The organism is Stenotrophomonas sp. CCNWLW162, assembly GCF_037203745.1.
GTDB classification, from domain to species: Bacteria; Pseudomonadota; Gammaproteobacteria; order Xanthomonadales; family Xanthomonadaceae; genus Stenotrophomonas; species Stenotrophomonas maltophilia_AQ.
Genome location: NZ_JBBCBL010000004.1, coordinates 416090 through 436024, shown reverse-complemented (window position 1 = coordinate 436024; position 19935 = coordinate 416090). Strand labels below are relative to the sequence as shown.

15 protein-coding genes are annotated in these 19935 nt (G+C 67.6%); 8 read left to right on the top strand and 7 right to left on the bottom strand.

Annotation, left to right across the window (positions count from 1 at the left end):
• Nucleotides 1–19 precede the first annotated feature (19 nt).
• From V9K93_RS14175 to V9K93_RS14165, 3 genes are all read left to right on the top strand, one after another.
• Nucleotides 20–538 (top strand): sigma-70 family RNA polymerase sigma factor, encoded by a 519-nt coding sequence (locus V9K93_RS14175; protein WP_136637854.1) that lies wholly within the window; start codon nt 20–22, stop codon nt 536–538.
• Nucleotides 535–1479 carry a FecR family protein gene (locus V9K93_RS14170; protein WP_136637853.1) on the top strand — a complete coding sequence of 315 codons (945 nt, stop codon included), beginning with the start codon at nt 535–537 and terminating at the stop codon, nt 1477–1479. Before V9K93_RS14175 ends, V9K93_RS14170 begins: the two co-directional genes overlap by 4 nt.
• Before the next feature lie 69 nt (nt 1480–1548).
• Complete coding sequence (locus V9K93_RS14165) at nt 1549–4497, top strand: TonB-dependent receptor (RefSeq protein WP_337302749.1); 2949 nt, start codon at nt 1549–1551, stop codon at nt 4495–4497.
• A 113-nt stretch (nt 4498–4610) separates the two neighbouring features.
• On the opposite strand, the gene V9K93_RS14160 is transcribed toward V9K93_RS14165, so the two are convergent.
• Both V9K93_RS14160 and V9K93_RS14155 read right to left on the bottom strand, forming a co-directional pair.
• A complete protein-coding gene (locus tag V9K93_RS14160; RefSeq protein WP_136638069.1) occupies nt 4611–4934 on the bottom strand; it encodes a DMT family transporter in 324 nt (107 codons plus the stop codon).
• Entirely contained in the window at nt 4934–5287 is a 354-nt protein-coding gene (locus V9K93_RS14155) for an SMR family transporter (protein WP_136638070.1), read from the bottom strand. Before V9K93_RS14155 ends, V9K93_RS14160 begins: the two co-directional genes overlap by 1 nt.
• Nucleotides 5288–5447: 160 nt before the next feature.
• Between V9K93_RS14155 and V9K93_RS14150 the strand changes: the two genes are divergently transcribed.
• Nucleotides 5448–6299: a LysR family transcriptional regulator gene (locus V9K93_RS14150; RefSeq protein ID WP_136638071.1), complete on the top strand. Its 852-nt coding sequence runs from the start codon at nt 5448–5450 to the stop codon at nt 6297–6299.
• 68 nt (nt 6300–6367) lie between these two features.
• Here the strand turns inward: V9K93_RS14150 and V9K93_RS14145 are convergent, their stop codons facing one another.
• The gene (locus V9K93_RS14145) at nt 6368–7288 is read right to left on the bottom strand and encodes a M14 family metallopeptidase (protein WP_337302748.1); all 921 of its coding nucleotides are present in this window, start codon (nt 7286–7288) and stop codon (nt 6368–6370) included.
• 131 nt (nt 7289–7419) lie between these two features.
• Here V9K93_RS14145 and V9K93_RS14140 point away from each other — a divergent pair, with 131 nt between their 5' ends.
• The 3 genes from V9K93_RS14140 (at nt 7420) to V9K93_RS14130 (ending at nt 12155) form a co-directional block, all read left to right on the top strand.
• Entirely contained in the window at nt 7420–9501 is a 2082-nt protein-coding gene (locus tag V9K93_RS14140) for a TonB-dependent receptor family protein (RefSeq protein WP_337302747.1), read from the top strand.
• Between the two features lie 62 nt (nt 9502–9563).
• Nucleotides 9564–11336 (top strand): chloride channel protein, encoded by a 1773-nt coding sequence (locus V9K93_RS14135; protein ID WP_337302746.1) that lies wholly within the window; start codon nt 9564–9566, stop codon nt 11334–11336.
• Nucleotides 11337–11438: 102 nt separating this feature from the next.
• Entirely contained in the window at nt 11439–12155 is a 717-nt protein-coding gene (locus V9K93_RS14130; protein WP_046986984.1) for an MgtC/SapB family protein, read from the top strand.
• A 15-nt stretch (nt 12156–12170) separates the two neighbouring features.
• Here V9K93_RS14130 and V9K93_RS14125 read toward each other — a convergent pair whose 3' ends face one another.
• Complete coding sequence (locus tag V9K93_RS14125) at nt 12171–12578, bottom strand: MerR family transcriptional regulator (protein ID WP_337302745.1); 408 nt, start codon at nt 12576–12578, stop codon at nt 12171–12173.
• Nucleotides 12579–12641: 63 nt separating this feature from the next.
• Here V9K93_RS14125 and V9K93_RS14120 point away from each other — a divergent pair, with 63 nt between their 5' ends.
• Entirely contained in the window at nt 12642–13469 is an 828-nt protein-coding gene (locus V9K93_RS14120) for a class I SAM-dependent methyltransferase (RefSeq protein WP_337302744.1), read from the top strand.
• Nucleotides 13470–13551: 82 nt separating this feature from the next.
• On the opposite strand, the gene V9K93_RS14115 is transcribed toward V9K93_RS14120, so the two are convergent.
• The 3 genes from V9K93_RS14115 to V9K93_RS14105 form a co-directional block, all read right to left on the bottom strand.
• Entirely contained in the window at nt 13552–13815 is a 264-nt protein-coding gene (locus tag V9K93_RS14115; protein ID WP_006450485.1) for a DUF6959 family protein, read from the bottom strand.
• 147 nt (nt 13816–13962) lie between these two features.
• A complete protein-coding gene (locus V9K93_RS14110) occupies nt 13963–14799 on the bottom strand; it encodes an OmpA family protein (protein ID WP_337302743.1) in 837 nt (278 codons plus the stop codon).
• A gap of 61 nt (nt 14800–14860) precedes the next feature.
• Nucleotides 14861–19909 carry a YadA-like family protein gene (locus tag V9K93_RS14105; protein WP_337302742.1) on the bottom strand — a complete coding sequence of 1683 codons (5049 nt, stop codon included), beginning with the start codon at nt 19907–19909 and terminating at the stop codon, nt 14861–14863.
• Nucleotides 19910–19935: the final 26 nt, after the last annotated feature.

Genomic DNA, 19935 nt, shown 5'->3' with positions numbered 1-19935 from the left:
TCATTAATGATCAATGCCGATGGCCGTGCCCGCCGCCTCCAGCACCGCGCTGGCGGGGTTCTACCGCGAACACCATGGCTGGCTGCTGGGCTGGCTGCGGCGCCGCACCCACAACGCCGATTGCGCCGCCGACCTGACCCAGGACACCTTCGTGCGCCTGCTCAGCCGTCGCGTCGATCCGACCGAACTGCGCCTGCCGCGTGCCTATCTCAGCACCATCGCGCACGCGCTGCTGGTCAACCACTGGCAGCGCGCGGATCTGGAGCGCGCCTACCTGACGGCCTTGGCCGCGCAGCCAGAGCCGGTGCATCCATCGGCCGAAGAACGCACGCAGGCACTGCAACTGCTGCATGCCATCGCCGACATGCTGTCCGGCCTGGCCGAGCGGCCACGCCGTGCGTTCCTGATGGCACGACTGTCCGGCCTGGGCTATGCGGAGATCGGCCAACAGCTGGGCGTGTCCGAACGCATGGTCAAGAAATACATGGCGCAGGCGATGCTGCATTGCCTGCGCCTGTCCGGCGGCGCAACAGCATGAGCACCGCGCTGGCCAGCCCAGCACTGGAGCAAGCCGCCGAATGGTTCGCGCTGCGCGAGCAGGGCTGGAGTGATGACGAGCAGTACCGCTGGCGCGCATGGCTGCAGGCTGATGCCGGCCACGCCGATGCGTGGCGTCGGGTCGAGTCGGTCTGGCAGTCCTTTGCCCCCCTGTCAGCAGCAGCCGCTGCCACAGCGCTGGATGCCGCAGGCCGTCGCCGCCGGCAGGCTCTGCGCGGCCTCGGAGGTGCACTTGGCATCGGCGCGGTCTCGCTGCTGGGCCTGCATGGCCTGCAGGCACAACGTGGCCTGCAGACACAACGCACCGCCGCCGGACATACCGGGCACTGGATACTGGCAGACGGCAGCCAGCTGTGGCTCAACGCCGACAGTGAAGTCACGATCGACATCGGCAGCGACCGCCGCGCCCTGCATCTGCTGCGTGGCGAACTGCTGCTGCAGACCGGCCATCACCCCGCCTTCGCCGACATGCCCTTGAGCGTGCATGTGCCGGGCGCACGCCTGCAGCCGATCGGCACCCGCTTCGCGGTCGGTCGCGAGGCGCAGGGCAGCCGCTTGGATGTATTTGAAGGTGCCGTGCGCTGCCTGCCGCTGTTCGGCGCGGCGCTGAACATACGTGCTGGCGGTGCCGTGCAGATCGGCCCGATGGGTGGACTCTCCCCGGTGGCTGCGGATCCGTTGCGCGGTGACTGGCAGGAGGGACGCCTGCAGGTGCAGGACACACCCATGATACGGATCATCGATGAGCTGGCCCGTCACCATCAGGGCTATCTCGGTTGTGATCCGGCGCTTGCTGCATTGAAAGCCACGGCGGTGCTGCCGCGACTCGACAGCATGCAGGCACTGCAACTGTTGGCCCGCGCCCTGCCGATCCGCATCGAGCAGCGCTGGCCGTGGTGGACCGTCGTGCGTCCGCTTTGAAATCGCGGTTCCCTTTCTGTGCGCTCACCGGGCAATACAAGGGAACCCATTGCGGATGTTGCCGCCCCCATGAAACTGCCCTGCCCCTCCCCTCGCCCCCTGACCATCGCGCTGTGCCTGGCCCTGGCCTCCCCGTGCCTGCTGCCGGCCGCCGCCCATGCACAGGACACTGCGGCCGCCATTCGCTGGCAGATCCCGGCTGGCCCGCTCGACCAGGCCCTGACCGCATTCGGCCAGCAGTCGGGCCTGTCCATCGCTGCCGATTCGCGCCTGACCCGCGGCCGCCACAGCAAAGGCGTGCAGACCACGCTCGGCACGGACGCCGCATTGGCGCAGATGCTGGCCGGCACCGGCCTGGCCTTCCAGCGTGATGCCAGCGGCGTGGTGCTGCAGGCGGCGCCTGCCGCTGAAGCCGGCGTACGCCAGATCGGCACCCTGCGCGTGGCCGGCCAGGCCAGCGAAGGCGCTTCGCCGTGGGGGCTCGCCGATGCCGATGCGGTCTACCGCGACAGCGGCTCGCGCGTGCATCTGGACCGCCAGCAGCTGGAACGCTTCCGCGGCCAGTCGATCGGCGACGTGCTTGCCGGTGCGGTGGGCGTGCACACCGCTGACATTCGCAACGGCGGTGCGCTGGACGTCAACATCCGTGGCCTGCAAGGCCAGAACCGGGTGCCGGTGATCATCGACGGCGGCCAGCAGGCCATCGATGTTTATCGCGGCTACGCCGGCGTGCAGCAGCGCAGCTACCTCGACCCGGACCTGATCAGCGCGATCAGCATCGAGAAGGGGCCAAGCCTGGCCGCCAACGCCGCCAGCGCGATCGGCGGGGTGGTCTACATGGAAACATTAAACGTCGATGACATCCTCGATGATGGCCAGACCTGGGGCCTGCGCGTGCGCGGCGGCGTGGCCGACAACAGCATCGACCGCACCCGCACCTTCAAGCAGATCGCGCGTGGCAGCGACAACCGCAACAGCCTGCGCGACCCGCGCGACTGGAATGGCAGCGCGGCGTTCGCCCAGCGCGGCGAAGACTGGCAGCTGGTCGTGGCCTATGCGCGGCGCCGCCAAGGCAACTTCTTCGCCGGCAGCAACGGTGCGCATCGCTATGACAACCAGCACCTGTCCAGCGGCGGCACCGGCATGTCCAGCCAGGCGGTGTCCAAGCTCTTCCATCCGGGCGATGAAGTGCTCAACACGCATACCGACAACGAATCGGCGTTGCTGAAATTCACCTGGACACCCAACCCCGACCAGCGCCTGGAGCTGAGCCACCGCTACTTCAATTCGAGTTTCGGCGAGATCATGCCGTCGGCGATCGGACGCGTGGGTGAGTCCAACGAATGGGTGACCTACGTGGACAAGGCCAACACCATGTTCCAGTTCGAGCCGGGGAAAATGCGGGTCAATGCCACCTCGCTGCGCCACCGCTACCGGCCCGAGGCACATCCGTGGCTGGACCTGAGCAGCACGCTGTGGCTCACCACCGCCACCAGCCGCATGTTCAACAGCAACATCGCCAACACGCCGCTGTTCAAGGATGTGCCCTCGGACCAGATGCCCGACACGCTGGGCGAGACCTACGGCCCGGGCCTGCAGTCGGACGTGAAGACCCAGCGTTGGGGCGTGGACAGCAGCAACACCACTCGCTTCAGCAACAGCCTGGGCGATTGGACGCTGCGCTATGGCGCCGCCTTCCAGCATGAAGACACCGCGCCGAATTCGCCGGTGCTGCCGGTGGATTTCAACAACAACCGCTACCTGCGCTCGGGCACGCGCCGCGAAGCCAGCGTCGTCGCCTCGCTGCAGTGGCAGCCGTGGGGCTGGCTGTCGCTGACTGCCGGCGGCCGCTTCACCGACTACCGCACCCGCGACCGCAACCGCGTCGCCTTCGTCAGCGAATCGCGTGACCTGCGCTACACCTTCGCGCGCCTGAGCAAGGGCGGCCAGCTGCTGCCGGGCTGGTACAAGGAGTGGTACCCGGATGCCCAGGGCAACTACACCTATGACTCGCTGCGCGCCACGCCCTATGGCGACAGCACGCTGGGCCAGGCCTACGATTTCGACGGATTCATTCCTGATCCGCGCGGCGCCAACGGTTTCTATACCAAGCAGATTCCCACCGCCTGGGGCTACAAGCCGGCGATCCGCCGTTCCGGCCACGGCTTCGCGCCGTATGCAGAGGCGCGCTTCAACCTCGACCAGGACATGTTCTTCTACGTGAAGTACGCGCAGGGCTGGAAGATGCCCAGCCTGTTCGAGTCGACGCTGGGCAACAGCACCTCGGCACCGGTGGCCGACCTGAAGCCGGAGAAGAACCGCTCGTGGGACATCGGCTTCAGCCTGCTCAAGCAGGACCTGTGGCGCGACGGTGACCGCCTGGCGTTCAAGGTGGCGTGGTTCAAGAACGATATCGACAACGCCATCACCCGCCGCTTCGATTCCAGCGACTGGGCCTTCTACGTCGACAACGTCGACAACTACACAGTGTCCGGTTACGAGCTGCAGTCCGGCTATGACGCCGGCATCGCCTACCTGGACCTGTCGGCCAGCTACTACCAGCGCGCGCGCACCTGCGATGCGGCTACCGCCAAGCGCCTGCGCGAAGGTCCGTATGCGAAGTGGAGCAAGCTGGACGCCACCCCGGACTGCGTGGACGGCGGCTTCGGCACCTCGTTCGTCAACGCGCAGAATCCGCCGAAATACTCGATCCACAGCACGCTGGGCTTCCGCCTGTTCGACCGCCGCTTGGATACCGGCATCCGCCGCACCTACAACAGCGGCCCCACCCATGAACTGGACAAGCCCTGGAACACCACCGGTTCGACCGGCCTGCAGAACATCTACCTGCCGACCGCGATCTATGACTTCTATGCGCGCTGGCAGTTCACCCCGCGCAGCGAAGTGGAGCTGGTGGTCAGCAACCTGCGTAACACCTACTACATGGACACGCTGGCGATGAGCCTGATGCCGGGCCCGGGCCGCACCACGCGGCTGAACTTCACCGCACGTTTTTAACTGCTACAGAAACAGCAACGCCCCGGAGCTATCCTCCCCGGGGCGCTTGCTTGCGGCGGCTCACGTTCTGGCAGGTACCAACCTGGGTTGGCACAGCGACGCGTTACTTCGCGTTACTTCGCGGTACTCAGCAGCAGCACCGCGACGGTGACCAATGCGATGCCGACCCAACCGATTGGACGCAGGCGGTTGCCGAACAACAGGCGGCCGCAGGTGGCGGTACCGATCACGCCGATCGCTCCCCACATTGCATAGGCGGTGGCCAGGTCCATGTAGCGCACCGCCTGGCCGAGCAGGGCGAAGGCGATCCAGACGAGGACGATCGCACCGACGCCCCAGCGCCAACGACGGAAACCTTCCGACTTGGCGACCATCATGTTGGCGGCAACGTCGATCAGCGCAGAACAGATCACGAAAAACAGGGCCAGGGTGTTCATCAGTGCGCCTCCCCGAGGGTGACGCAGACGATGCCGACCACTGCCAGCACCAGGCCGGCCAGCTGCTGCAGCGACAGGCTTTCACCGAAGACGGTGAGGCCGACCACGGTCAGCAGGGTCAGGCCGAGGCCTTCCCACACTGCGTAGGCCACGCCCACGGCGATGCGGCGCACCGATTGCGCGAGGAAGAAGTAGGACAGCGCCAGCGCGCCGGCCATGATCAGATAACCGGTCCAGCCGCCATCGCGGGCGGCATGGGCCATGAACGAGGTGCCGACCACTTCGGCGATGATCGCCACGGTCAGGCAGGCCCAGGCGACCAGCGCGCCACGGGCGGGAACAGTACGGGACATGTGAAACTCCTTGGCGGGCGGGGACCGCGCCGCCTTTTCAATAGATCCACGCCGTGCGTGGAGGGTCCGGAACGCCCCGCAGACGGGGGCGATGGAAGCCAGTATCATCGCTTTTTACGGTGGTATCAAAATAGATCCCATCGACAGGAGCGATGGATCAATGCCCTACTCCCCTGAATCCCTGCAGGCTTTCGTGGAAGCCGCAGCCCTGGGCTCGTTCTCGGCAGCGGCGCGACGCCTGCGCAAGACCCAGTCAACGGTCAGCACCGCCATCGCCCACCTGGAGGCCGATCTGGGCGTGAGCCTGTTCGATCGCAGCGGGCGCTACCCGCAGCTGACCGAGGCCGGGCGCCAGGTACTTGGGCACGCGCAGGAAATCCTGGCTGCCGATGCCCGCCTGCAACAGTTGAGCGTGCGCCTGGCCGCGCCGGTCGAGCCGCGCCTGACCGTGGTGTTCTCCGATGTCTACCAGCTCGATCCCGAGCAGCGGATCCTGCAGCGCTTCGCCGAAGCCTTCCCGGAGATCGAGCTGGAATGGCTGGATGCCGAGGGCGAGGATGTGCTGGATCTGGTCGGCAGTGGTCGCGCCGGGCTGGGCCTGCTGCCCAGGCAGGAACGCTATCCCGATGGGCTGGTGGCCCGACCGTTGGCGCACCACAGCGAGGTGTCAGTGTACGTAGCGCGCGAGCACCCACTGGCCAGCGCCGGCCGTCGCACCGCCGCACAACTGGCGCGGCATAGACAGGTGCGCCTGAGCGCGGAAGTCGACCAATCCCGCGTGGTCACCGGCCTGGCCTGGACCGCCACCGACTACCTGATGGTGATGGAGATGGCCGAGGACGGCCTCGGCTGGGCCGAGCTGCCGCGGGCGCTGGTGCAGCGCTATGACCGTGGCCGGCTGGTGGAACTGGTGCTGCCCGGCTGGCCACGGCGCATCCACAGCGACCTGCTGTGGCGCCGTGATACGCCGCCGGGACCGGCCGCACTATGGTGGGCCGACGCATTGGGGTGAGGTAGTGCCGGCCGCTGGCCGGCAATCCCAGTGTCCCGTGGTTGCCGGCCAGCGGCCGGCACTAGCGATCAACGATGGGCGAGCGCGTAATCCAGCGCCGAGCACACCGCTGCCACCTGCGCGTCATTGCACTGCTGCGGGGTCGCCCGCGGGCTGTCCGGGTAGACCTCGGTGGTGGTGGTGTACTTCGCGCCAGTGATGCCTGCACACAACGCCAGCTTCACCAGCGGGTACTCGATCACGCCATTCGCCACCACCGCTGAACCGATGATCTCGCCCTTATCGTCGGCCGGCGCGATGTGGGTGACCTTCTCCACCGCAGCGATCACCGCCTGCTGGAAGGCCGCCCGTGGGTTCTCGCTGTCGTCCACCAGGTAGAAGCCATCGGGAATCAAGCCCGGCTCGAACGGCTTGCCGTCACGCGCGGCCAGCGCCGGGCGGAACTCGCTTTCGTCGCTGTCGGTGGTCTCGTGCAGGTCGATGTGCAGCACGAACTGACCCTTGATCGGTGCGATCAGCTCGATCAACGCGGTCGACTCGCGGGCCGGGCCGTCGACACGGAAGTTGCGGTTCGGATCGATCGCATCGAAGTTCCAGCGGTTGATGCGCTCGAAGCCCCACGGATTCACGCACGGCGCCACCAGCAGGTTGGCCTTGCCGGCGTAGTCGGCGGCGTGCTTTTCGAGGAATTCCAGCGCGCCCATCACGCCGCTGGTCTCGTAGCCGTGCACGCCACCGGTGACCAGGGCAGCCGGCAGCGCCGGGTTCCAGTCGCGGCTGCGCAGGGCGAACAGGGTGTAGGTCTCGCCAGCGTAGTCGAGCTGGCCATAGGCCACCTTGTCAAAGCGCGAGGCCAGCGCCTCGATGCGCGGCAGCACCTCCTCGTCATAGCGACGCAGGCGCTGCTGGCGGCCACGCCACAGCTCCCGTTCCGCCGCTCCCCACGGCTGGCCAGGGGTTCCGACGGGATAGAAAGCGGCTTGGGACATGGCGGATCTCAGCGAGTCAGGAAGCAATCAGACACTCTATCACCGGGGCCTCGGCATGGACTGCAGACGCATTCCAATAGCGAATGGAATCAGCAATAATTCTCATTTACGACCTTCCACAGCCCGCACCGATGCCCATCCACGCCCTGCAACCGGCCCGCCTGCCCCTGGCCGCAGCCCTCGCTCTGTGCCTGCTCCCGGCCACCCACGCCTTCGCCCAGGACGGCGCCACCACGCTGGACAGCATCCAGGTCTCCGGCAGCTGGCTGGGCACCGGCCTGCATGACAGCGTCAAGAGCTTTGCCGGCGCACGCACGGTGGTCGACCGCCAGCGCATCGAGGCCAGTGGCGCGGCCAGCATCGGCGATGCCATGCGCCGCATCCCGGGCGTGCAGGTCACCGACAACTCCGGCACTGCCGGCAGCTCGGTGTCGCTGAACATCGGCGTGCGTGGCCTGACCGGGCGCTACTCGCCGCGCTCGACCGTACTGCTCGATGGCGTGCCGCTGGCGGTGGCGCCGTATGGCCAGCCACAGCTGTCGTTCGCACCGACCAGCCTGTCCAACATCGAATCGATCGACGTGGTGCGCGGTGGCGGCGCGGTGCGCTATGGCCCGCAGAACGTGGGCGGCATCATCAACTTCAGCACCCGCGCCATTCCCACCGAGGCCGGCCTGCACGGCGAAGCCGGCATGCGCTACACCGCCTACGACCACGGCGGCGGCGACAGCACCCAATACAACGCCTTCCTCGGCGGCACCGGCGACAACGGCCTGGGCGCGGCCCTGCTGTACTCCGGCCAGGACGGCCGTGGCTGGCGCCAGGGCAGCGATGACCGCTTCAACGACCTGGCGCTGAAGTTCGCCTATGCCATCGACGAACAGCAGGAACTGCGCGCCAAGCTCTCCTACTACGATGTTCGCTCGCTCACCCCGGGCGGCCTGACCCGCGCGCAGTACGAAGCCGATCCGTTCCAGAACACGCGCCCCACCGATTTCTGGAAAGGCCACCGCACCGGCATCGACCTCGGCTACACCAACACGCTGTCGGCCAACAGCGAGTTCGAGGTGTTGGCCTATTACAACGAAAGCACCCGCGCCAGCTCGCTGATCAACGCCGCCAATACCCAGCTGACCGTGCAGCCGCGCGATTACCGTGTGCTCGGCATCGAGCCGCGCTATACCCAGCGCCTGCACTGGGGCGCCAGCGTGCACGACATCACCGCCGGCTACCGCTTCCTGCGTGAGCGCGGCAACGACCGCAGCTACACCGTCACCCGCGGTACCGGCGTGGCCAGCGCCACCAACCGTTTCGACAACGCCACCGACGCACATGCCTTCTACATCGACGACCGCATCGCGATCGGCCAGTGGCGGATCACCCCGGGCGTGCGCATGGAGTGGATCGACATGGACCGCCGCCAGGCCGGGGGTGCGGCGACCTTCAGCAGCCGCAACGACAAGGCCCTGCCTTCGCTCAACATCGCCTACCTGCTGACCCCGCAGCTGACCGTGTTCGGCAACTACACCACCTCGTTCGGGCCGGTGCAGAACATCCAGCTCAATTCGCAGACCGCCAGCAACCCGCTGAACCCGGAAATCGCCAGGACCACCGAACTCGGTGCGCGCTGGCAGGACGGTGCGCTGCGCGCGGAAGTGACCGTGTTCAAGATGCGCTTCGACAACCAGATCCTGCAGGTACCAGGGATCACCCCGCCGACGTTCCAGAACATCGGCGCCACCGACCACAAGGGCGTGGAGAGCGCGCTGGAGTACCGCTTCGCCGAGGACAGCGCTCTGGCCGGGCTGGAGCTGTATGCCAACTACACCTGGACCAAGGCGATCCAGCAGTCCGGTGACAACCGCGGCCTGGACGTCCCGTTCTACTCGCGCGACACCGACAGCGTCGGCGCCCGCTACGCGCTGGCCGGCTGGACCTTCAACGTCTCCAGCACCCACCAGAGCGGCCAGTTCTCCGACGCCGCCAACACCTGGGCCGAGAGCGCCGATGCGCGCGTGGGCCGCGTGCCGGGCGTGCGCCTGTGGAACGCGCAGGTGGCCTGGCAGGTGCCGGGACTGGGCGACAGCGAGATCGCGCTGGGCGTGAACAACCTGGCCGACAAGCGCTGGTATACCCGCAACGTCGATGGCAACGCCGGTCGCATGGTGGCCGCGCCGCGCACGTTCTACGTGCAGGGCCGCTACCGCTTCTGAGCCGGTAACCGCCCGATGCAGTGACGGTGGCGATCACGGTGGCGGCGTATCATGCCGCCACCATGTCACCGTCTGCTTTGCCATCGCGCCTGCATCTGGCCTTCCAGGGCCTGCGCCTGCGGCTGCGCGGCAGCGACCTGTGGTTCATCGCGCTGGCCCTGCTGGTCGGCCTGATCGCCGGCTACCTGACCCTGCTGCAGTCCGGCATCGCACGCTGGCTGCAGGGCACCCTGTACGGGCTGGACGAAGGCATGCGCCTGAGCTCCCTGCCCTCGCTGACCTGGACTGCGCTGCTGGTACTGCCGCTGGGTGGCCTGCTGGTGGGGCTGGTCAGCCTGGCCGCGACCCGGCTCAAGCGGCCCCTGCTTGATGCGGTGGAAGCCAACGCCCTGCATGGCGGACGCATGTCGATGCGCGACAACCTGATCGTGCTGACCCAGACTCTGCTGTCCAACGGCTGCGGTGCCTCGGTCGGACTGGAAGCGTCGTACACGCAGATGGGCGCTGGCAGCGGCTCGCAGCTGGGGCGGGTGATGCGCCTGCGCCGCAACGATGTGCGCATCCTGGTCGGGGCCGGTGCCGCCGGTGCCATCGCCGCCGCCTTTGGTGCGCCGCTGGCCGGCGCGTTCTATGCCTTCGAGATCGTCATCGGCGCCTACACCCCGGCCGCGCTGGCCCCAGTGGCGGTCGCTGCATTGGCTGGCGCATTCGTCGCCGACCAGGCCGGCATCGAGGCCTATCTGCTACCCGCCGCCTCGACCATTGATGTGCGCGCCGCCGACTACGCCATCTATGGCCTGCTGGGGTGCTGCTGCGCGATGGTCGGCATCGCGGTGATGCGGCTGATCGCTTCGATCGAAGGCACGGTCAAGCGCAGTCCGTTGCCGCTGTGGGGCCGGCCGGTGGTCGGTGGCCTGCTGCTGATCCCGCTGGCGCTGGCCAGCCCACAGGTGCTGTCGTCCGGCCATGGCGCGCTGCATCTGGACCTGACCACGCACCTGCCACTGATCTGGATCGGCGGCCTGCTGACGCTGAAGTGCCTTGCCTCGGGCATCTCGCTCGGGTTCGGCTTCCGCGGCGGCCTGTTCTTCGCCTCGCTGTTCATGGGCACCCTGGTCGGCGCCCTGTTCGCCGGCCTGCTCGCCATGGCCACCGGCGTGCCGGTGATCGACGCCACCTCGGCCGCGCTGGCCGGCATGGCCGCACTGGCCGCTGCGGTGGTCGGCGCACCGATGACCATGGCCATGCTGGTGCTGGAAGGCACCCACGACTTCCTGCTGACCAGCGTGGTGATGAGCGCGGTGCTGGTCTCCAGCACGCTGGTGCGGCAGTGGTTCGGATATTCGTTCTCGACCTGGCGCATGCACCTGCGCGGCGAGACCATCAAAAGCGCGCGCGACGTGGGCTGGGTGCAGAACCTCAACGCCGGCCGGCTGATGCGCAAGGGCGTGGCCACCGCGCCGGCCAATCTCGACGCCGCCGCCTTCCGCCAGCGCTTCCCGCTGGGCTCGGGCAGCCGGGTGATCCTGATCGACAGCGAAGGCCACTACGCCGGCATCGTGCAGATTCCGCGCGTGTACGGCGACGGCGTGAAGCCGGAAACCGCCATTGGCGAACTGGCCGAGAACCGCGACGTGTCACTGCTGCCGAGCGCGGACGTGGTGACCGTGATGCAGCGCTTCGACCACACCCAGGCCGACGAACTGGCCGTGGTCGGCACCGACGGCCAGGTGCAGGGCGTGGTCTCCGAAGCCTTCGTGCGCAAGCGCTACGCCGAGGAACTGGACAAGCGCCAGCGCGAACTGATGGGCGAGCGGGTCGAGGACACCGACTGATCTTCAAAAAAGGGACGGAGGGGATCAAGTCGTTTCTGGCACATCTGGATATCCACGCGTTGGCGCGGAAAGACTGTCACTTCGGCGGGGTAGACTGCGACCATGCGCTTCATTGAAACCTTCCAGGCCGGTCCCTTCGCCGACACCGTGGTCAGCCTGCTGGCCGCCTTCGTGCTCGGCACGCTGATCGGCGCCGAGCGCCAGTACCGGCAACGCACGGCCGGCCTGCGTACCAACGTGCTGGTAGCTGTCGGCGCGGCTGCCTTCGTCGACCTGGGCATGCGCATCGCCGGCAGTGCCGAGGCGGTGCGGGTGATCTCCTACGTGGTCTCCGGGGTCGGCTTCCTCGGTGCCGGCGTGATCATGAAGGAAGGCATGAACGTGCGCGGGCTGAACACCGCTGCCACGTTGTGGTGCTCGGCGGCGGTCGGCAGCTGCACCGGTGCGGACATGTTGGCCGAGGGCGTCCTGCTGACCGTGCTGATCATCGCCGGCAATACCCTGTTGCGGCCGCTGGTCAATGCGATCAACCGCATCCCGATCAACGAGACCGCCACCGAGGCCACCTATGAGGTGCGCCTGAGCGTGGATGCAGAAGCCGTGCCGCGCGTGCGCGAGCGCCTGGTCGATGCGCTGGAAGCTGCGCAGTATCCGGTCGGTGATGTGCAGGTGGTCGAGCATGCCGATGCGCCCACCGATGTGATCGCGGTGCTGGTCAGTACCGCCGTGAGTGCCGATGAGCTGGACGTGGTGCTGGCACGGATGGAACAGGTACCGGGCGTGCTGCATGCCACCTGGGAAGTCAGTACCCGCGATTGAGGGGGCTGTGCGGGTTCACCCACCCGCCAGGCGCTGCTGGGCCCGCAACAACTTGCGGAATGAACCGCACTGGCGTGCATCCTGCGCTTCCGGGCAGGCCGCAGCGCGTTGCAGGTGCCGACGCACCCGCTCCAGCTGGCTGATCTGCTGCTGCAGTACCTCGGCCTGCGCCAGCAGGGCCTCACGATCCAGCGTGATGCATCCGCGTTGAGGTGGCAGCGACACCCCGATCTGCTGCAGTGACAGCCCGGCCGCCTGACCGAGACCGATCAGTGCCAGCCGTTCCAGCACCTGCTCGTCGTACTGCCGGCGCAGGCCACGGCGGCCCAGCGACTGCAACAGCCCGAGCTGTTCGTAGTAACGCAGGGTCGAGGCCGGCACGCCGCTGCGTTTCACCACCTCGCCGATATCCAGTTCACGCATGGGCTTGACCTCAAGTCGCCTTCAAGCATCAACCTATGGGCAACTTCCCGGCAGGACAAGGCCATGGCCAGCACATCCCCCGTTGATCAGAATGCGCTCTGGAATGGCCCAGGCGGCCAGATCTGGGTCGCCCAGCAGGCCATCCTCGATGGCCTGTTCCAGCCGATGGCCGACCTGCTGGTGGCCGAACTTCCGGAAACCGTCACGCAACTGCTCGATATCGGCTGTGGCACCGGCGCCAGCCTGCTGGCCGCCGCAGCGGCTCGCCCTGCCGCGCACAGCACCGGCCTGGACATCTCCGCGCCGATGTTGGCTCTGGCCCGGCAGCGCGCTGAAACAGCGGGATTGGACGCGGACTTCATCGTCGCCGACGCGCAGCGGCATCCGCTGCCCTCGGCGCACTTCGACTGGATCCAGTCGCGGCTGGGCGTGATGTTCTTCGAGGACAGCCAGGCCGCCTTCGCCAACCTTCATCGTGCCGCAACGCCAGGCGCGGGCCTGCGTTTCATCGCCTGGCGCAGTGCCGACGAGAACCCGTTCATGACCACGGCCGAACGCGCCATTGGTGATGAACTCGAGCTGCCACCCCGTGCGCCTGGCGCACCGGGCCAGTTCGCCTTTGCCGATGGCAAGCGGATACAGCGGCTTCTGCAGGCGGCCGGCTGGAAGGACGTCGAAGTGGTTGCAGTCGACATGCCCTGTTCGATCGCCCGCGATGAGCTGCCAACCTATGTCGGCCAACTTGGCCCGCTGGGACTGGCCCTGCGCGCGATGCCGGAAGACCGCGCCGACGCACTTCGAAGCAAGGCGCTGGCCGCGTTCGCGCCCTTCATCGAAGGCGACCGGGTACGCGTGGATGCCGCCTGCTGGCTGGTCCGCGCCCGCGCCTAGAAGAAAGGGGACGGAGGGGATTAAGTCGTTTCCGGCACCGCCGGGGCAAGAACGACTTAATCCCCTCCGTCCCCTTTTTCTTCTACAGCGCCTCGCCGGCGTCGGCCAGGCGCGATTCGATCAAGGCATACCACTGCTGCAGAACGTCGATCAGCATGTCCAGCTCGGCGTCGGTGCGCTGCGCGCGGCCACTGCGCAGGCAGGCCTGGGCTTCCTGCAGCTGGGCGAGGAAGCCGGCCACGGTATCGGCCTGCAGGATCAACCCCGGCAGGCGACGCCCGGGAATGCGCACCACGGCATGGTTGCCGAGCTGGCCATACACACTGAGTGTGGTTTCCGTCTTCATGGAAAGAGGCAGGAATTGGGCGTTCATCGTGCACCGTATGCAAACCTGAGCCGCCGGCAGGCGGGGACAACGGGGGAGACGTGGCCACGTCCTGCCGGCGGTCAGGGGGGACTCGGGATGCCGGGGCCCTGCCCCGGCGCAGGATTCTCAGCGTGGCTGTGCCACGCCCGCGATCTGCACGCGGCGGTTCGGGGCCAGGCACGCGATCAGCTCGCGACGATTGCGCTGGTCGCACTGCACGACCGGCTCCGCCGCGCCACGTCCTTCGGCACTGATGCTGGTAGCCGGCACTCCACCCTGCACAAGCGCCATGCGTACCGCTTCGGCACGTCGCTGCGACAGGTTCTGGTTGTAGCTGGCACTGCCAATGCGATCGGTGTAGCCGGTCACCCGGATCGACTGCACCTGGCTGGCTTCGCGCACCTGTGCCAGCACGCCCTGCACTGCTTGCTGCCCCTCGGCGCTGAGCACCGCGCTGTCGAAACCGAACAGCGCGTCGGCGGACAGGCGCAGCGGCTGCTCCGGCAACGGCGCCGGTACGGGCGGGGCCGGCGGCCGCGGCGGCTCCAGCACCGCCGCACACGATTCAGGCTTCCAGTAGCCGCCCTGGGCGATGCCCTTGTTGTCGAATCGCACCTGGAACTGGCAGGTGAAGTACTCCGCACCCTGCGCAGTGCGGAAGTTGAACAGGTAGTTCCACTCGCGCACGCCCCACATGCCTTCGTTGAAGTGCGGCGTACCCAGCAACGTGTACAACTGGCGCTTGCTCATGCCCGGTGCGAAACGGCGCAGATCGGCGACGTCGGGATAGATCCCTTCCTTCAGCGAGGCCTTCGAGGCCTCCGGGAAGTGCACGGTGGTGGCTTCGGCAGGACCCTCGGCGGCCGGCGCATGGCTGCGGCAGGCGGCCAGCAGGCCCATCCCCAGGATCAGGCCCAGCGTGGCGGCCAGCTGGCCGCTGCGGGCGATGCGATGCTGTTTCATGTCATTCCCCCTATGGACGTTTCCGCGATGCCGGGCCGCGGTTGCGGCCCGGCGGCGGGGATCACCACTGGATGCCGGCACCGACGGCCACACCGGCCTCGCCACGGCTGTTGGTCGAACCGCTGAACTTGTAGATCCAGCGACCACCTTCCGAGACACCGGAGATACCGACCGCAACACCGGATTCGCCGTTGTAGCTGCCGGCCGCGACCGAGGCCATGCTGCGACCCGCCTCACTGGGCTGCGGCAGTGCTGCGGTGGCCATCGCCGAGGCGATACCGGCCGAGGCGCGGTTGTCGGTCTTGCGCAGGTCACGCTCGAAGCCGCCCATGCGCTCGTCGGTGTAGGCCTTCGACCAGTCCAGGGTCTGCGCCATGCCCGACTTCAGCTGGTCGACATTGACTGCGTCGGTACCGGCGGTGCCGGCGGCGACGTTGCGCACCGTGGTCGGCCCGCTGTTGGTGTTGCCCAGCGTGACGCTGTTGTAGTTGGTCGCGCCGTTCACCGTGGTGTCGTAGCGGATCGTACCCTGCTGCGAGGCCTGGAGCTGACGCACGTTGACCGCATCGGTGGCCTGCGAGCCATCGGCCACGTTGACCACCTGGCGTTCGGCACCGCTGGCCCCCACCGAAACGGTGTTGGCCCGGTTCGCCACCGAACCCGCACCCAGTGCCACCGAGTTGTCGGCCTGTGCCTGCGAACCATTGCCGAGCGCGGTGGAGTTGGCACCGGCAGCGGTCGAGCCTGCACCACCCGCTGCGGAATTGGCTCCGCTGGCGGAAGGATCGGCCAGGTTGTTGGTGTTGTTGGCGCGGAAGCTGCCGGCCACGTTGGTGATGTTCTGGATCTTCTGGTCGGTGTACTTCTTCGACTCGTCGATGGCGTAGTTCACGCCGTTCTTCAGCTGGCCGACGTTGGTTGCGTCGTACGTATCGGAACCGTCGGCGACATGGGTGATCTTGCGCTCACTGCCGGTGCTGCCGACCGAGACCTCACCGGCCGAGTTGCTGGCACCGGCCTGCCCGTACGCACCGGTGTAGCCACTCTGTGCACCGACGCTGGCCACCGAGCCGGCACCCAGGGCGACACTGTTGCCGGCACTGGCGCTGGCACCGTTGCCGACCGCTACGCTGTTGGCACCCGCTGCACTGGCCTGCGGGCCGACTGCCACCGCTTCCGCACCTGCTGCCGTAGCGGCCGCTGCGGTCGAGTTCACCGCCAGGTAGGCACTGCCACCGCCACCGTTGGTGATGCGCTGGTTGAGGACCTTCAGCGAGCCGTCCACTGCGGTGAATGCAGCGGTGACATTGTTGTAGTCGCCGCTGGTGAAGGTCCCGTCGGTGGCGATGCTGGAGATGCTGAACTTCGGCGCGGTCCACACGTTGGTGGTGCCGTTGTAGGCGGTGGTGCCACCGAAGTAGTTGGCGACGGTGCTGTTCGTGCTGAACAGCTGGTCGCCTGTGATGGCATCACTGCTGCCGGCCAGGATGCTGCCGGCGGCGACGTTGGTGATCTTTACCGTGCCGGTGCCGGTACCCGTCAGCGTCACGCTGTTGAGCACGTTGCCACTGCCATCGACGTCGTACTTCACGGCAAGCTTGTCGATCTCATCGGTCTGGTCGGCAACATTGGCCAGCGAGTTGCTGACCGCGTCGAAGGCGGTGCCGACGTCGTTGTAGCTGCCCTTGGTCACGGTGCCGTTGGCGGCGACGTTGTTGATCGAGTAGGTCGGTGCAGTCAGCACACCGCTGGCGTTGACCGCTGCGCCACCACCGAGGTGGGTAGCCACGGCCTGGTTGGCAGCGAACAGCTGGGCACCGTTGATGGCCTCGCTGCTGGTGGCACTGACCTGGCCCGGCCCGAGGTTGCGCAGCGTGGTGGCGGTGCCGGCCTGGCCCAGCGTGGCGCTGGCATAGTTGACGCTGCCGTCGCCGTTGAGGTCATAGCGCAGGGCTCCCTGCTCCGATGCCTGCAGCTGGCCGACGTTCACCGCATCGGTGGCGGCTGTACCCGCGGCCAGGTTGGTGACCTGGCGCTCGGCTCCGGCCGCGCCGATCGACACCGAGTTGGCACGGTCGGCCAGGCTGCCGGCGCCCACCGCGATGCTGTTGGCGGCGGTGGCGCGGGCATTGGTGCCGACGGCGATCGAGTCGGTGCCGCTGGCCAGGGCTTCGGTGCCGGTCGAGTTCACCCGCAGGTACTTGGTGCCGCCGTTGCGGATGTCGGTGATCTGCGTGTTGAGGTTGACCAGCGAGCCGTCCACCGCGGCGAATGCATCGGTGGCGTTCTCATACAAGCCCTTGGCAATGGCGCCGCCGGTGGAGATGGTGCTGATCTCGAACAGTGGTGCAGTGAAGGCACCACTGGCCGGATCGAAGGCCGCGCGACCACCGAAGAAGCCGGCGATGGCGGCGTTGGTCGCCGCAAGCTGGCCGCCATTGACCGCTTCCAGGCTGCCGGCAGTGACCGCACCAGCGGCCAGGTTGCCGATGGTGGTGGTGCCGGTGCCGGCACCGAGCGTGACCCGGCGATAGTTCGGATTGCCGGCACCGTCCAGGTCGTAGGTCACCGCAGCGGCCGCCACATCATCGATCAGGCTGATCGCGCCCTTCAACTGCGCCACGTTGACCGCATCAGTGTTGACGCTACCGGCGGCGACGTTGGTGATCTGCCGTTCGCCGCCACCGGCGGTGCCCACCGACACTTCACCGGCCGAAACCTGCGGAGCGGTGAGCCCGTACGCGCTGTAGCTGGCCTGGGCGCCGCGCAGCGCGGCCGAGCGGTAGCCCAGTGCGACCGAGTTCGCCTGGTTCGAGGTGGCCTCGGCACCGATCAGGGTCTGCCCGTTGGCCGTGCCCACCGCACTGTCGCCGACGATCACCGAATGACCCATGCGTGCCGCGTAGTCAGCGGTCGGCACACCGGTCGGGTTGCTCGGATCATTGGTGCCGGCACCCGGGAAGGCCACGTTGGCATCGACCTTCGGCAGCTCGTGGCGGGCATTGGCGCCGATCACCACCTCCTTCGAGCCGTTGGCGAAGGCGCCGTCGCCCATCAGCACCTGGTAGTCCTGCGCCGCATTGACTGCCCAGCACGAGATGTCGGCCAGGGCGATATCCAGGCACTTGGCCGCCCACGCCGGCGAATCCTTCGGCAGCAGCAGGCCAAGCAGGCCGCCGGGGTTGCCGTTGTTGATGTTGTAGATGTAGCTGTCGGAGGTGACGCCACCAATCAGGGTCAGGTGCGAGCTGCCGCCGGTAACGGCGCCACCCAGGCCATTGAGGGTGCTGCCGACCGGCGACAGGTTGACCAACGGCAGGCCGAGCACGTTGACCGTCGAGTAGGTCTGCATCACGTTGGCGTTGCTGAGCTTGAGGTTGCCGTTGCTCAGGTAGCCGTTGCCACCGAACAGGCTGGTGGTGGTCGGGCCGATCAGCTGGCCGACGTTGCCAACCAGGCCGCCGGTGCCGATGATCAAACCCGCATTCGGGTCGGCCGGTGCCGGCGCCTTCGGACTGGTCGGCGGAATCGCCGAGGGCTTGGTCAGGCCGAGGCCGCTCAGCGTGCCACCGACCAGGCCACCCACGGCACTGCCGAGATTGCCGATGGTGCCATTGAGGTTGCCGTTGAGCAGGTTGCCCACGGCACCGCCGACGTTGCCCAACGTGTTGCCCAGCAGGCCGCCGAGGCCACCGGTGCTGCCGCCGGTCGCGCCGTTGAGCACACCGCCAACGGTACTGCCCACCGCGCCAACCGTGTTGTTGAGCGTACCGCCCACTGCGCCGCCCACCGCACCCACCGCGCCAGCGGCGCCGTTGACGGTTCCACCAACCGCGCCGACGGCACCGTTGAGCGTGCCGCCCACCGTACTGCCGACAGAACCAACAGTGCCGTTGAGCGCACCGCCGACTGCTCCACCAACGGAGCCAACCGTGCCGTTCAGTGCGCCACCCACGGCACTACCGACTGCGCCGACGGTACCGACCGCTCCGTTGAGCGTGCCGCCCACCGCGCCACCGACAGTGCCAACGGTGCCGTTCAGTGCGCCACCCACGGCACTACCGACTGCACCGACTGTACCGACCGCGCCGTTGAGCGTGCCGCCCACCGCACTACCTGCGGAGCCGACCACGCCGCCCACCAGGCCACCCACACCCAGCGCACTGTTCTGTGCCGCGACCGTTGCCTGGCCGGCCAGCTTCAGATTGCGGTCGGCCACCACTTCCTGCCCATCCGGCGCCTGCAGGCGCACGTTGCCGGCGACGCCGGTATCAAAGGCTGCAGTAATCGCACGGTCATGGGTTTCGCCCGGCAGCTCTTCCTTGGCCGGCAGCGTGACCGCTGCCGTCGCTTTGACCTGGCCTTGGCCATTGATCTGGTGCCCAGCCAGCTTCAGCTGCGAATCGACCTTGCCATCGACCGAGGTCTTCAGCCCAGGCAACGAACCCGCCGAGGTACTGCTGATGCCGGCCGCCGCCGTGGCGCCGGTATCGATCGAGGCCACCTGCGCACCGGCGACGCCAACGTTGGTTTTCGCCCGCGCATCCGCAGCCACGCCGAGCGGCGCATGCGCGGACGGCGCAACCTGTGCCGCCAGCGATGCATCAACCTTCGCTGCATTGGAGGTTGCATGACCCAGCCCGATATTAGCGCGGACATCGGCAGCCAGCGCCGGAACAGCAACCTGCTTCGGCGTGGTGTTCGCCGCCAGGTTCACCTGCACGCTGGCCGGCAACACATCGCGCACCACCGGCAGCGAGGCAGTGCTCAGCTGCAGGCCGACACGTGCATCGGCGCTGATCGCAGGGCTGCTCTGCGCCTGGCGCGAGGCGGCGGCCAATGCCACTTCGGCATCGACCTTCACCGGCATCGGCTGCGCATACTTCGCGGCCAATGCCTGCAGGTCGCGCAGCGATTGATTGGCTTCTGATGCTGCTGCGTGGCCGCTGGCCAGCGCACACAGCAGTGCCAGCGCTAGCACAGAGGGCATCAGCAGGACACTGCGCGGATCGCGCGCGGCACCGCCGCCGCTATCGCCGGTGGCCAGTTCCGAGGCCACAACCAGAGCATTGAGCTGGCGGTTCCATACACGCCGGTAGATGCGGTTCATGAGCATTTCCCCCGTAGGCGAACAAC